12 protein-coding genes and 1 pseudogene are annotated in these 14,239 nt (G+C 60.8%); 5 read left to right on the top strand and 8 right to left on the bottom strand.

Annotation, left to right across the window (positions count from 1 at the left end; genetic code table 11):
* Window positions 1–145 precede the first annotated feature (145 nt).
* The 5 genes and pseudogenes from J3P96_RS02470 (at window position 146) to J3P96_RS02450 (ending at window position 3,852) form a co-directional block, all read left to right on the top strand.
* The gene (locus J3P96_RS02470; protein ID WP_434655125.1) at window positions 146–724 is read left to right on the top strand and encodes a hypothetical protein; all 579 of its coding nucleotides are present in this window, start codon (window positions 146–148) and stop codon (window positions 722–724) included.
* A 304-nt stretch (window positions 725–1,028) separates the two neighbouring features.
* Window positions 1,029–1,619 carry a lytic polysaccharide monooxygenase gene (locus J3P96_RS02465; RefSeq protein ID WP_434655124.1) on the top strand — a complete coding sequence of 197 codons (591 nt, stop codon included), beginning with the start codon at window positions 1,029–1,031 and terminating at the stop codon, window positions 1,617–1,619.
* Between the two features lie 44 nt (window positions 1,620–1,663).
* Window positions 1,664–2,677 (top strand): RHS repeat-associated core domain-containing protein, encoded by a 1,014-nt coding sequence (locus tag J3P96_RS02460; RefSeq protein ID WP_434655122.1) that lies wholly within the window; start codon window positions 1,664–1,666, stop codon window positions 2,675–2,677.
* A 177-nt stretch (window positions 2,678–2,854) separates the two neighbouring features.
* Window positions 2,855–3,388 (top strand): annotated as a pseudogene (locus J3P96_RS02455) (RHS repeat-associated core domain-containing protein); the annotation flags it as partial.
* Window positions 3,389–3,423: 35 nt separating this feature from the next.
* The gene (locus tag J3P96_RS02450; RefSeq protein ID WP_434655120.1) at window positions 3,424–3,852 is read left to right on the top strand and encodes a hypothetical protein; all 429 of its coding nucleotides are present in this window, start codon (window positions 3,424–3,426) and stop codon (window positions 3,850–3,852) included.
* 98 nt (window positions 3,853–3,950) lie between these two features.
* Here the strand turns inward: J3P96_RS02450 and fdhA are convergent, their stop codons facing one another.
* The 8 genes from fdhA to J3P96_RS02410 form a co-directional block, all read right to left on the bottom strand.
* On the bottom strand, window positions 3,951–5,150 hold the full coding sequence (fdhA, locus tag J3P96_RS02445; RefSeq protein ID WP_003177608.1) for a formaldehyde dehydrogenase, glutathione-independent: 1,200 nt from the start codon (window positions 5,148–5,150) through the stop codon (window positions 3,951–3,953).
* A 188-nt stretch (window positions 5,151–5,338) separates the two neighbouring features.
* Window positions 5,339–6,196 carry a formyltetrahydrofolate deformylase gene (gene purU / locus J3P96_RS02440; protein ID WP_434571318.1) on the bottom strand — a complete coding sequence of 286 codons (858 nt, stop codon included), beginning with the start codon at window positions 6,194–6,196 and terminating at the stop codon, window positions 5,339–5,341.
* Between the two features lie 158 nt (window positions 6,197–6,354).
* Window positions 6,355–6,987, bottom strand: a complete 633-nt coding sequence (locus tag J3P96_RS02435; RefSeq protein ID WP_434655118.1) for a sarcosine oxidase subunit gamma — start codon at window positions 6,985–6,987, stop codon at window positions 6,355–6,357.
* Window positions 6,988–7,152: 165 nt separating this feature from the next.
* Window positions 7,153–10,170, bottom strand: coding sequence for a sarcosine oxidase subunit alpha (locus tag J3P96_RS02430; protein ID WP_434655115.1), 3,018 nt, complete (start codon window positions 10,168–10,170; stop codon window positions 7,153–7,155).
* Window positions 10,167–10,496, bottom strand: a complete 330-nt coding sequence (locus J3P96_RS02425; protein WP_434602065.1) for a sarcosine oxidase subunit delta — start codon at window positions 10,494–10,496, stop codon at window positions 10,167–10,169. The genes J3P96_RS02430 and J3P96_RS02425 overlap by 4 nt, the downstream gene beginning before the upstream one ends.
* Before the next feature lie 14 nt (window positions 10,497–10,510).
* Window positions 10,511–11,761, bottom strand: a complete 1,251-nt coding sequence (locus J3P96_RS02420; protein ID WP_007980419.1) for a sarcosine oxidase subunit beta — start codon at window positions 11,759–11,761, stop codon at window positions 10,511–10,513.
* A gap of 21 nt (window positions 11,762–11,782) precedes the next feature.
* Complete coding sequence (gene glyA, locus J3P96_RS02415) at window positions 11,783–13,036, bottom strand: serine hydroxymethyltransferase (RefSeq protein ID WP_030139294.1); 1,254 nt, start codon at window positions 13,034–13,036, stop codon at window positions 11,783–11,785.
* A gap of 308 nt (window positions 13,037–13,344) precedes the next feature.
* Window positions 13,345–14,049, bottom strand: a complete 705-nt coding sequence (locus tag J3P96_RS02410; protein WP_434655111.1) for a TraX family protein — start codon at window positions 14,047–14,049, stop codon at window positions 13,345–13,347.
* Between the last annotated feature and the right edge of the window lie 190 nt (window positions 14,050–14,239).

Below are 14,239 nucleotides of genomic sequence, written 5' to 3'. Positions count from 1 at the left end.
GAACATGAAAAAGCCGCCCGGAAAGGGGCGGCGCAAAGTCGAGCGTTGGACTGGGATAGCCGGGGTTTGTTCAACACCGCGCTTGCCGCGTGCAGCAATACCTGCCATCGAATACAGTGCAGGCTTCTTTCAGCAGAGTAACGCCATGAACGTACAAATCGGTGGGGGCGCCCTCGCGGTCATTCTGACGGGCATGCTCATCGCCTTCGGCGTCAGCGAGTGCCAGCGCGGCCCGTTGAACCCGGAACTTGCCGACGACGTCAGCGACGCGCAAAAGACCTGGCTGACCATCGAGCACCGCATCAAGCGTTATGATCCAGCCCTGACGCAGGTCACACGAGACCAGCAGGGCCTGACCGTTTTCTACCGCCCCGCCACGCCCATCGAGGCGGGTGACGATTGGGCGCCGGACATGCTGCGCATCGTCGGCCACGGCCTGGCGGCGCTGAATGGCGCGCCAGGAGGAAAGGCGTATACCCAAGTGACCGTGAAAGCGCGAATGCTTGCCGATGATGACGTCGAACTGATGTATGACATGCCGGGGTTCGATGCCATCAAGACCCAACAGGACGGCTACTTCAACTTCGCCAGCATGCCGCGCAGCCTGTCCTTCAGTCCGGCCGCCCTGGCGCAGATCAAGGACGATTGCCGTGGCATGAACGCGCAGGCGTTCTATTCGCAATTCTGCCAGCGGGTCGGCGAAGTCATAACGAGCCAACCCTGAACGCGGCCATGCCGCATGCTCCGGTTTTTTTTGACGCAGTACTGTCAACTCTGACAGTAGGCAGCTGTTCATGCCGGTCCTAAGCTCGGATTGTCGAAGGTAAGACCTTGGCAGATACTTTCCTTTGCGCTGTAGCCAACCGGACAACGTGCCCGGATTAAAGGAATTCTCTCAAAAGGAGCTTGCAATGAAATATCCGAGCCTCGCCCTGAGCTGCGTTCTTCTGTCCGGCATCGGTTTGATCAGTTGCACTGATGCCACACCCCCACCCAAGAGCCCCGAGATAAAACACGGTACATCACAGATGCCTCCGTCCCGCCAGTACTACTGCTGGGATCAGCAAGACTTCAACAATGGCAGTGCAAACATCAAGAACGCTGCGTGTCGGGAAGCCTTTACAGCGGCAGGCGACGCCGACTGGGAACGCGCCCGCCTGTTCAACGATTGGAACGCCTACTCGCAAAACATCCCCGAAGGCACCAGACCGGAAGATGTCGCTCCCGACGGGAAACTTTGCTCCGCCGGGCAGGATCGCTTCAATAGCATCAACATCAAAAGCGCTGCCTGGCACACCACTGACCTGGACGTGAAGGACGGCCGCGTGCAGCTCACTTATGTGGCCAGCCAGATGCATGATCCCAGCGAATTCAAGGTTTACCTGACCGATCCGGACAACCTCAACTGGGCCGCGCTGAAGCAATCCCCTGACGTCAAGGTGACGCTCGCTCCGGACACCAAGGGACCGGGCACTTATTACCTGGACGTTCAATTACCTGCAGGCTACGCCACAGACAGCCGGTCAGTGATCTTCATCATGTGGCAACGCCATGAAGACCCTGCCCGTGAAACGTTCTTCAGTTGCAGCGATGTGGTGTTGAAGAACTCGAAAAGCTAACGACTGGTTCTTTGCTCCATTCATTTCATCTCATGGTCAACTCCATGCCGAAGAACCAGCGAACACTACTCTGCCACTACCATTACGATCCACTGGATCGCTTGGCCGACTTCGCAGGAGCGGACCAGACCAGCACCCGGCGCTTTTACCTGAAAGAGCGCCTGACCAGCGAAATTCAGGGCTCGGTACAACGATCGATTTTCCAACAGGACGGCCAACTTCTGGCTCAGCAACAGCGCCACGGTGGCGTCGTCGAAACGACATTGCTCGCCACCGACCCACAACGCTCGGTATTACACGCGCTCACTGCTACGCAGCCTCATCCGCTCGCCTACACTCCCTACGGTCACCGCTCTGCGCAAAGCGGCTTGCTCAGCCTGCTCGGCTTCAACGGCGAACGGCCGGATCCGGTGACCGGGCATTATCTGCTAGGCAATGGGTACCGCGCGTTCAATCCGGTGTTGATGCGTTTCAACAGCCCGGACAATTGGAGTCCGTTTGGGGAGGGGGGGCTGAATGCTTATGCGTACTGCATGGGGGACCCGGTTAATTTTTCAGACTCTACGGGCCATGTGCTGGCGGCCATTCAGGCGCTTATCAAAGGCTCTAGAAATTTTTTCGACGAGATGATCACAACGACCGGCCAAGCGGTGACAAGGGGTAAGGTTCCTGCTGAGTCAATTTCTATTGAAAGACAATACCTGAATACCATCGCCGCCACGGATCCGCATCCGGAGCCGTACGTCTCAACCCTGATCAACGTTAACAATAATCTGGCGAGTCACGGCAACAAAGCCTTGACCATGCCTCAAGCCAAGGCACTCGGCACAATAGTTCAACAAGTCAACAGTGGAAAAATCAGTAACACAACGGCGCACCTACAAGAATCCAGACTCTGGGCGGAAAATTTCTTTCTGGAACCGAATGGCACTAATTTTTCTGCCGCGCTTCTGAATTTCTCAGCAGCAGGCGTCAGAGGCGTCGCAGATAAAAATATGCGAGTAACCGGAGTTTCACTACGAAGAGGCACTGCTTTTACACCTGGGCAAAGCGCATAAGCTATTTATTCAACTTGACGCTTACGTCGCTCGTCTGTCTCATTTCTAACGAAACTTTTTTGCCAGGACCATCAGAGTGGACCACCTAACCTAACACTTCTGCTAGCTAGACAACCCTGTGCATCTGCCTGAGCCTGAGACCTGCGTCCGAGGTTTGTTTTATTCAGAGCGAAGCCCATGCTTTCTACAGACGAAACGCTACTTTGCCGCTATCACTATGATCCTCTCGATCGCCTGGCTTATTGCACGCCTGCGGCCCAGGCCAGCACCCACCGCTTCTATTTGAAGGAGCGCCTGGCCTCAGAGATTCAAGGCTCGGTACAACGATCAATTTTCCAGCACGACGACCAGTTGCTGGCCCAGCAGCAGCGAAAAAATGAAATCAGCACAACCACCTTGCTCGCCACCGATCAGCAGCGTTCTGTTTTACAAGCGCTCGACGCGGCGCAACCCCATCCTTTTGCTTACACGGCCTATGGTCATCGCCCACGGGAAAATGGCTTGCTCAGCCTGCTCGGCTTCAACGGAGAACGGCCAGATCCGGTGACCGGGCATTATTTACTGGGTGAGGGGTACCGGGCGTTCAACCCGATATTGCTGCGGTTTAACAGCCCGGACAGTTGGAGTCCGTTTGGAAAGGGCGGATTGAATGCTTATGCATATTGCAAGGGAAATCCGGTCAATTCCGAGGATCCCTCAGGGCATACGCCTGTATTTTTGAGTCTCTTTTGAGGGGGCTGGGGATCATGAAGAAATCCCCCCATAAAGCGGGTGTACCCTCGCCGACCAAGCAGTATCTGGTGGGTTACCATGGCACTACGGATGACAGCGCAAAAAGATTGTTCAACCGGGGCGTTCTGGAAGAATATTCAGGAGCCAACAGCAAACCGGAAGACTTGGTATTGGGTGAAGGATTTTACACAGCTAAAGATCCTGGAGTTGCGGAGGAATACGCTCGTTCGTTGCTCGTAAAAAGCGAACGTACAGTTGTACTGGAGGTATACGTAACCGACATGCCTTCAAAAGCACCTGGCATTGATTATTACCGAGGCAAGGGGGCAAGCGAGGGGATAAAGTCTTTCCGCCCTCACATCTATAAGGATATTTCATTTAAATACTATAGTTCTTTAAGGCGCAAACCCATGGCTGATCACGCTCGCCATATCCGCCAATGATCAGGCTTCGGTACATGTATGAGGCGAGCAATAAAAATGAAAGATCAACAAAGAAGGGCGACATCGCTGTCGCCCTTCTTTCCGTCTTGCTTCGAACCTTACGCCGCACTAAATAACTTATGCGGATCAATCACAAACTTCTTCGGCACACCCGCGTCGAACTCGCCATAGCCCTTCGGCGCGTCATCCAGGCTGATGACCTGCACGCCAACGATTTCAGCAATATTGATGCGGTCCCACATGATCGCCTGCATCAGCTGGCGGTTGTACTTCATCACCGGGGTCTGGCCGGTGTGGAAGCTGTGGGATTTGGCCCAGCCCAGGCCGAAGCGAATGCTCAGGCTGCCCATTTTTGCGGCGGCATCAACTGCGCCCGGGTCTTCGGTGACATAGAGGCCGGGAATGCCGATCTTGCCGGCCACGCGGACCACGCCCATCAATGAGTTGAGCACGGTGGCCGGGGCTTCGTGCTTGACGCCGTCATGGCCGTGGCCGCGGGCTTCGAAGCCCACGCAATCGACGGCGCAGTCCACTTCTGGTTCGCCCAGCAGCGCGGCGATTTGTTCGTGCAGCGGGGTGTCTGTGGACAGGTCGACGATTTCAAAGCCTTGGGCCTTGGCGTGAGCCAGGCGGATGGAGTTGACGTCGCCGATGATCACTACCGCAGCACCCAGCAGGCGGGCGGAAGCGGCCGCCGCGAGGCCAACCGGGCCGGCGCCAGCGATGTAGACGGTGCTGCCAGGGCCGACGCCGGCGGTGACGGCGCCGTGGTAGCCGGTCGGCAGGATATCGGACAGGCAGGTCAGGTCGCGGATTTTCTCCATGGCCTTGTCGCGGTCCGGCAGTTTCAGCAGGTTGAAGTCGGCGTACGGCACCAGCACGTATTCAGCCTGGCCGCCGGTCCAGTCGCCCATGTCGACATAACCGTAGGCACCGCCCGCACGGGCCGGGTTGACCGTCAGGCAGACACCGGTGTGTTGCTCCTTGCAGGAACGGCAGCGCCCGCACGCAACGTTGAATGGCACCGAAACCAGGTCACCGATTTTCAGGTTCTCGACGTCGCTGCCCTTTTCGATCACTTCACCGGTGATCTCGTGCCCCAGTACCAGGCCGGTCTGGGCAGTGGTACGGCCGCGCACCATGTGTTGGTCGGAGCCGCAGATGTTGGTGGAGACTACGCGCAGGATGACGCCGTGCTCGATCTTCCTGCCGCGCGGGTCCTGCATTTTGGGATAGTCGATTTTCTGTACTTCGACCTTGCCGTTGCCGAGATACACGACACCACGATTACCAGACATGCTTTCACCTCGCTGTTGTTTTTGTGGAACTGCGTTGCCCAGGCAGGCAGCGCGTTGATTGCTCGGGTTAGTGCTTGTGTCTTGTTTCTGTGTTGTTTGGGAGGGCCTCTTCGCGAGCAGGCTCGCTCCCACATTGGAATCTGTGTGCTCCCCTATAGTGTGGGAGCGAGCCTGCTCGCGATGTCGGCCTAAAGAACGACCGTGCGATTGGCGTTCAGGAACACCCTTCGCTCAATGTGATACCCCACCGCGCGGGCCAAGGTCAGCCCTTCGATGTCCCGCCCCTTGGCGATCAGGTCTTCGGGATAGTGGCTGTGATCCACCACTTCCACGCCCTGGGCGATGATCGGACCTTCGTCCAGGTCGTTGTTGATGTAATGCGCCGTGGCCCCCACCAGTTTCACGCCTTTGTTGTAGGCCTGGTGATACGGTTTGGCGCCCTTGAAGCCCGGCAGCAATGAGTGATGGATGTTGATGGCCTTGCCGTCGAGCTTGCGGCACAGTTCCGGCGACAGCACTTGCATGTAGCGGGCAAGAATCACCAGCTCGGCGCCGGTCTCCTCGATCACCTGCCATACCTGCCGCTCCTGGGCCGGCTTGTCGTTCGGATCCAGGGGGAAATGGTAGTAGGGAATCTGGTGCCAGTCGGCGAGCGGCTTGAGGTCGGGGTGATTGGAGACCACGGCCACCACGTCCATCGACAACTGCCCGATGCGTTGGCGGTAGAGCAAGTCGTTTAGGCAGTGATCGGCCTTGGAGACCATGATCACCACTTTGGGCCGGTAGTTCGGCGGCGTCAGTTCGAAGACCATGCCGAAGGCTTGCGCCCGCTCGGCCAGGCCGGCGCGGAAGCTCTGCTCGTCGAAACCGTCAGGTTGGCGAAACTCCACGCGAATGAAGAAGCGCGCCGAGAGCCGGTCGTCGAAGGAATGGTGCTCGGTGACGTAGCAGCCCTGCTCGAACAGAAAGCGGGTCACCGCGTCCACCGTGCCGAGCACGCTGGGGCAGTCGGCGGTCAAGATCCATGTGTCTGGGGCGCGGCTCATTGCGGTGACTCCTGTTCCAAATTAACGAAACGACAAAGAACCCTGTGGCGAGGGAGCTTGCTCCCGCTGGGCTGCGAAGCAGCCCCAGGATCTTGCGGTCGCTGCGCAACCGAGCGGGAGCAAGCTCCCTCGCCACGACAGCATTCCAAGGCCAAGAGTCAGGCCTGCACGCTCAACCCATACTCAGCCGCCGCATCCTGCAACCACAGCCACCAGTAATCGGAGAAGCTGCGGCGGATCACCAGTTCCCAAGTGTCTTCAGCCGTGTGGCGGATCACCAGTTGCGACTTGGCGAACACCGTGCCCACGGCCTTGCCCACCGGGAAGTTGCTTGGGTGTACATCGTAGCTGGTGGATTTCATCAGCACGTCGCGCACGTTAGGGCCGGACAGTTCAAGGATCTGCTGGCCGCCGCTGACGTTGACGATCTGGATGTGCAGGTCGCCCAGGGCTTCGCGCAGTTTCTGCTCGGCGACGAACTCTTCGCCAGAAGGCACCACCAGCAGCCATTCATCCGGCCCCAGCCATTGCAGGCTGGTTTCGCCCTTGACGATGACAGCCAGCGCACCCGGCAACTCCAGGCCCAGGGCCTTGTGCACGCCCGCGGCGAACGCCGGATCGTGGCCATCGCCACGAATGGTCAGGTGGCCGAGGAGTTTTTTCTCGCGCACGGTCACGCCGGCGTTCTTGCGGCCCTTGCCCGCCAGGCTGGCGAGGTCGGCATGGTGCAGCGACGACTCGGCCTTGGCCCCGGTGGTGGGGCGTTGTTGGTACACGTTGACTGCGGTCATATGGAGCACCTGTCTGAATGCTGTTGGGTCAAACCCTGTGGTGGCTGTCAGGCCGTCATCGCGAGCAAGCTCGCTCCCACAAGGGTTACACGATCAACTGTGGGAGCGAGCTTGCTCGCGATGAAGCCGACGCGGTATGCCGTTCTCCCACAGGACCTCAAGCCACTAGATATTCTGCCGATCCCCCTTCGGATCGAAGAACACCGAAGAAACGATCTCTGCCTCGATCACCCGACCATCCGCCAGCGGTGCGAAGACTCGCTCGCCGAGGCGCTTGAGCCCGCCCTTGACCACGCCCATCGCAAACGAATAACCCAGGGAGTTATGCGCATAGCTGGAGGTCACGTGGCCGACCATCGACATCGGGATCGCCTGCTTGGGGTTGAACACCAACTGCGCGCCTTCCGGCAGCCAGACATTCGGGTCGATCGGCTTGAGGCCCACCAGTTGCTTGCGCTCTTCACGCACGCAGTCTTCGCGATTCATCCCGCGCCAGCCGATCCACGAGAACGGCTTGGTCCGGCCGACGCACCAGCCCATGTTCAGGTCGTCCGGGGTCATCGAGCCGTCGGTGTCCTGGCCGACGATGATGAAGCCCTTTTCGGCCCGCAACACGTGCATGGTCTCGGTGCCATACGGGGTCAGGTTGTATTTCTTGCCGGCCTCGACGATCTGTTCGAGCACGCCCATGGCGTAGTCGGCCTGCACGTTGATTTCGTACGACAGCTCACCGGTGAACGAGATGCGGAACACCCGCGCCGGCACGCCGCCCACCAGGCCTTCCTTCCAGGTCATGAACGGGAAGCCGTCCTTGTCCAGGTCGATGTCGGTGACTTCGCTCAGCAGCTTGCGGCTGTTGGGCCCCGACAGGGTCATGGTCGCCCAGTGGTCGGTAACCGAGGTGAAATACACCTTCAGGTCCGGCCATTCGGTCTGCTGGTAGATCTCCAGCCATTGCAGTACACGGGCCGCACCGCCAGTGGTGGTGGTCATCAGGAAGTGGTTGTCGGCCAGACAGGCAGTCACGCCGTCGTCGAAGACCATGCCGTCTTCCTTGCACATCAGGCCGTAGCGGGCCTTGCCCACGTCGAGCTTGGTCCAGGCATTGGTGTAGATGCGGTTGAGGAACTCACGGGCATCCGGGCCCTGGATGTCGATCTTGCCCAGGGTCGAGGCGTCCAGCAGGCCGACGCTGTCGCGCACGGCCTTGCATTCGCGCTTGACCGCGGCATGCAGGTCTTCGCCGTTCTTCGGGAAGTACCAAGGCCGTTTCCACTGGCCGACGTCTTCGAACTCGGCGCCGTTTTTCACATGCCAGGCATGCAACGCGGTGAAGCGCACCGGTTCGAAGATGTGCCCGCAGTGCCGACCGGCCACCGCGCCGAAGGTCACCGGCGTGTAGTTCGGACGGAACATGGTGGTGCCCATCTGCGGGATGCTCACGTTCAGCGAGCGGGCCGCGATGGCCAGGCCGTTGACGTTGCCCAGCTTGCCCTGGTCGGTGCCGAAGCCCAGTGCGGTGTAGCGCTTGACGTGTTCCACCGACTCGAAGCCCTCGCGGGTGGCGAGTTCGATGGCGGCGGCGGTGACGTCGTTCTGCAGGTCGACGAATTGCTTCGGCGCACGTGCGGTGGTTTTTTCATGCGGCACCTGGAACAACGCCAGGGTCGGTTCTTCATGACGGCTCAGGGCCTTGGGCAACACGCCCTCAACAGCCTTGAAACCGGCTTCGCTGGCCGCGCGCACGCCGCCTTCAAAACCGTCGGCCAGGGAATCGCCGAGACCGTAGACGCCATTCACACCGCCGACGCAAACGCGTTTCTGCGGCGCTTCGCCCGGCACGAAACCGAGGATGTCTTCACGCCAGATCGGCTTACCGCCCAGGTGCGAAGCCAGGTGGACCACCGGGCTGTAGCCGCCGGAACTGGCCACCAGGTCGCAGTCCAGCCATTCGCCAGGGCTGGTGACCTTGTGGGCGCGGACGTCGATCGCGGCAACACGAGCCCCGGTGACGCGCTTGCTGCCACGGGCTTCGATCACGGCGCTGCCGGTGAGGATGCGGATGCCCTTGGCGCGGGCTTCTTCCACCAGCGCGCCACGCGGGTTACTGCGGGCATCGGCGACGGCCACCACTTGCAGGCCGGCGTCGAACCAGTCCAGGGCGACGCGATAGGCGTGGTCGTTGTTGGTGCTCAGCAGCAGTTTCTTGCCCGGTGCCACGCCGTAGCGGCGAATGTAGGTAGAAACCGCGCCAGCCAGCATGTTGCCCGGCACGTCGTTGTTGCCGTAGACCAGCGGGCGCTCGCAAGCACCAGTCGCCAGCACCACACGCTTGGCGCGAACCCGGTTGATGCGCTGGCGCACCTGGCCGATCGGTGCGCGGTCACCGAGGTGATCGGTGAGGCGCTCGTGGATGGTCAGGAAGTTGTGGTCGTGGTAACCGTTCACCGTGGCGCGAGGCAGCAACACCACCTCGGGCATCGAGCGCAGTTCAGCCACCGCCGCAGCGACCCACTCGGTCGCCGGCTTGCCGTCCAGGCTTTCGCGGGAGTCGAGCAGGCTGCCGCCGAACTCTTCCTGCTCATCGGCCAGGATCACTCGCGCACCGCTGCGGGCCGCGGCCAGTGCTGCGGCCAGGCCAGCAGGGCCAGCGCCGACGATCAGCACGTCGCAGTGACGATTCATGTAGTCGTAGGTGTCCGGATCGTTCTCGGTCGGCGAGCGACCCAACCCTGCGGCCTTGCGGATGTACTTCTCATAAGTCATCCAGAACGATTGCGGGTACATGAAGGTTTTGTAGTAGAAGCCCGGCGGCATCAGCTTGCCGCCGACCTTGCCGAGAATCCCCATCATGTCGTTGTTGACGTTCGGCCAGCCGTTGGTGCTGGTGGCGACCAGGCCCTGATACAGCGCCTGTTGCGTGGCGCGCACGTTCGGGATCTGTGTGGCTTCGGTGGCGCCGATCTGCAGCACCGCGTTCGGCTCTTCCGCACCGGCGGCAAAGATGCCGCGCGGACGAGAATACTTGAAGCTGCGGCCGATGATGTCGACACCGTTGGCCAGCAGCGCAGCGGCCAGGGAATCGCCTTCGAAGCCTTTGTAGCTCTGGCCGTTGAAGGTGAATGTCAGCACTTTGTTGCGGTCGATCCGTCCGCCGTTGGACAGGCGATTGATCTGGCTCATACCTTCTCTCCCAGAGCCTGCGCGGCCGCTTTCGGACTGTCAGCCTTGTCGGTGAATTGCGGCTTTTGACCGATCTTGTAGGTTTCGAGAATCTCGTAGGTCACGGTGTCACGGGTCGCGTTGAAGTACTGGCGGCAACCGGCGGCATGAATCCACAACTCGTGGTGCAGGCCGCGAGGGTTGTCGCGAAAGAACATGTAGTCGCCCCACTCCTCGTCGGTGCAGGCGTTCGGATCCAGCGGACGCGGGATGTGCGCCTGGCCGGATGCATGGAATTCCTCTTCGGAGCGCAGCTCAAAGCAGTGAGGACAGAAGATATGCAACATGGGGATTTCTCCTGTTAGTGGGCAACCGCAGCAGCGCCGTGTTCATCGATCAACGCACCGTTGTGGAAACGGTCGATGGAGAAAGGGGCGGCCAATGGGTGCATTTCACCCTTGGCCAGGCTCGCGGCAAACACGTTGCCCGAGCCAGGTGTCGCCTTGAAGCCGCCGGTGCCCCAACCGCAGTTGAAGAACATGTTCGGCACTGGCGTCTTAGAGATGATCGGGCAGGCGTCCGGCGTGGTGTCGACGATGCCGCCCCACTGGCGGTTCATGCGCACCCGCGAGAGCACCGGGAACATCTCGACGATGGCCTGGATGGTGTGCTCGATCACCGGGTACGAGCCACGCTGGCCGTAGCCGTTGTAGCCGTCGATACCGGCGCCGATCACCAGGTCGCCCTTGTCGGACTGGCTGATGTAGCCGTGCACGGCATTGGACATGATCACGCTGTCGATAATCGGCTTGATCGGCTCGGACACCAGCGCTTGCAGCGGATGGGATTCGATCGGCAGGCGGAAACCGGCAAGCTTGGCCATGTGCCCGGAGTTACCGGCGGTCACCACGCCGACGCGCTTGGCGCCGATGAAGCCCTTGTTGGTCTCCACGCCGATGCACACGCCGTTTTCCTTGCGGAAGCCGATCACTTCGGTCTGCTGGATCAGGTCCACGCCCAAGGCGTCCGCCGCCCGGGCAAAGCCCCAGGCCACGGCATCGTGACGGGCCACGCCGCCGCGACGCTGGACGGTGGCGCCCATCACCGGATAACGGGTGTTCTTCGAGCAATCCAGGTATGGGATCTCGTCGGCCACTTGCTTGGCATCGAGCAGTTCGCCGTCCACGCCGTTGAGGCGGTTGGCGCTGACGCGGCGCTCGGAATCACGGATGTCCTGCAATGTGTGGCACAGGTTGTAGACGCCACGCTGGGAGAACATCACGTTGTAGTTCAGGTCCTGGGACAAGCCTTCCCAGAGTTTCATCGCGTGTTCATACAAGTGGGCCGATTCGTCCCACAGGTAGTTGGAGCGCACGATGGTGGTGTTGCGCGCGGTGTTACCGCCGCCCAGCCAGCCCTTCTCGACCACGGCCACGTTGGTGATGCCGTGCTCCTTGGCCAGGTAGTAGGCGGTCGCCAGACCATGCCCGCCGCCGCCGACTATAACCACGTCGTAGACCTTTTTCGGGGTCGGCGTGCGCCACATCCGCTGCCAGTTTTCATGATGGCTGAGTGAGTGTTTGAAGAGGCCGAAGCCCGAATAGCGTTGCATAGTCATTACTCCAAAACCGACTCAGCGATAAACCGGGAAGTCCGCGCACAAGGCCGCCACTTGCTGCGCGACATTGGCCTCGACATCGGCATCGCCGAGGTTGTCGAGAATGTCGCAGATCCAGCCGGCCAGCGTGACGCACTGGGTCACCTTGAAGCCGCGGGTGGTCACCGCCGGCGTACCGATGCGCAGGCCCGAGGTCACGAACGGCGATTGCGGGTCGTTCGGCACGGCGTTCTTGTTGACGGTGATGTGGGCGCGGCCCAGGGCGGCATCCGCGTCCTTGCCGGTCAGGCCCTGGCGGATCAGGCTGACCAGGAACAGGTGGTTGTCGGTGCCGCCGGACACTACATCGTAGCCGCGCTTGATGAACACGCCCGCCATGGCCTGGGCGTTGTCGATCACTTGCTGCTGGTAAGCCTTGAAGCCCGGCTCCGCCGCTTCCTTGAAGCACACCGCCTTGCCAGCGATGACGTGCATCAGCGGGCCGCCCTGGGCTCCGGGGAATACGGCGGCGTTGAGCTTTTTCTCGATCTCTTCGTTGGCCTTGGCCAGGATCAGGCCGCCGCGTGGGCCGCGCAAGGTCTTGTGGGTAGTGGTGGTGACCACGTCGGCGTACGGCAGCGGGTTCGGGTACAGGCCGGCGGCAACCAGGCCGGCGACGTGGGCCATGTCGACGAACAGCAGCGCACCGACCTTGTCGGCGATCTGGCGGAAGCGTGGGAAATCAAGGGTCTTGGAATAGGCAGAAAAACCGGCCACGATCATCTTCGGCTTGCACTCGACCGCCAGGCGCTCGACTTCGTCGTAGTCGATCAGGCCCGTGGTGGTGTCGATGCCGTATTGCACCGCGTTGTACAGCTTGCCCGACGACGACACCTTGGCGCCGTGGGTCAGGTGACCGCCGTGGGCCAGGCTCATGCCCAGGATGGTGTCGCCGGCTTGCAGCAAGGCCAGGTACACGGCGCTGTTGGCCGACGAACCGGAATGCGGCTGGACGTTGGCGTAATCGGCGCCGAACAGTTGTTTGGCGCGCTCGATGGCCAGGGCTTCGACCTTGTCGACGTGCTCGCAGCCACCGTAGTAGCGCTTGCCCGGGTAACCTTCGGCGTACTTGTTGGTCAGGCCGCTGCCCTGGGCCTGCATCACGCGCTTGCTGGTGTAGTTCTCCGACGCGATCAGTTCGATGTGATCTTCCTGGCGTTGCTCCTCGGCATTCATCGCCGCCAGCAGTGCATCGTCGTAACCCTGGATCTGGTCTTGCTTGCTGAACATCGCGTCTCTCCCAGCGGCGGCGGTGCGCCTTTCGTCTCGGTGAGGCACGGACCGTTTCGGTCGTGCCCTTTGGATGCGATGGTATGGCCGGCGCAGGCAGGTCAAATGCCTATGGACGCCACGCAAAGGTGCGTTTACGACATGGGATCAAATGGAATCGAAGACGGCCCTTGTGGCGAGGGAGCTTGCTCCCGCTGGGCTACGAAGTAGCCCTAAGACCAGACGCCTCGGCACATCAGGTAAATCCGGGGTGGCCTTTTGGGAGGGCTTCGCCCTCCAGCGGGAGCAAGCTCCCTCGCCACGAAGGGTTATGCAATGACCTGGCGGACCGCGAGCAATATAAGGAAATGCCCGGGATACAGCGCATACGCCCAGCGCCGCATGGGCACTGGACGAAAACGCCCCGCCTGTCGCAAAAGCGCCAGCCCAAGCCATGGCGCGATCAGGCAAGCCACCAGACCCCAGAGCGCCACCGTGTCGCCCAGCCATGCCGCGCCATACAACACTCGCCATTGATTGGCGGCCACGCAGAGCATTCCCGGTAGCAACGCGAAATACCAAGGCCGGCGATGCACCAGCAACATCGCCAACGGCAGCAGCACGCCGTAGAACCCGAACATCAACTGTGACGAGCACAGCGCCGCCAGCAGCAGCGCCGCCACCGCCAGGCATCGCGCCTGCAAGGTGGGGGTTTGCCAACAGCGCGCCAGCAACAATCCCAGCACCAGCGTCGGCATCACGTTCAATGTCGTGGGGTTGGGAACGAACAAGCGGTAGGGGATTTCACTGATGGCGCTGAACAGCAACAGCCAGCCCAGGTAACGCCACGGAAGCGAGCTGGCGCCGTTGCGTGCGAGGTTGGTCGCCATCGCCAGGCAGAACCAGGGAAACGCCAAGCGCCCCGGCACATAAAGCCAATCGGCGGAAAAACCGACATATCGCAGATGATCGAGGACCATCGACAACAGTGCCAGCCACTTGAGCAGGTCCAGCGCAGCGTCGCGCTGACTCATGCGTACTGCGGCCCGCTGATTTTGTGATTTTCTGACCTAAACATCCCGTGTGCTCCCTCGCTAATCTTGGGTAAAGTGCGCACCACTATCGACCACGGCGCTGTGGACCCAAACACGCCGAACCATGGAACCCCTCACCCGGGAATTCCACCAGGGATCTCTTACCCAGGACTCTCTATTCAAGGAGCAA

The organism is Pseudomonas sp. R3-56 (genome assembly GCF_051132075.1).
Classification (GTDB): Bacteria; Pseudomonadota; Gammaproteobacteria; order Pseudomonadales; family Pseudomonadaceae; genus Aquipseudomonas.
This window is presented reverse-complemented; position numbering and strand designations above follow the sequence as displayed.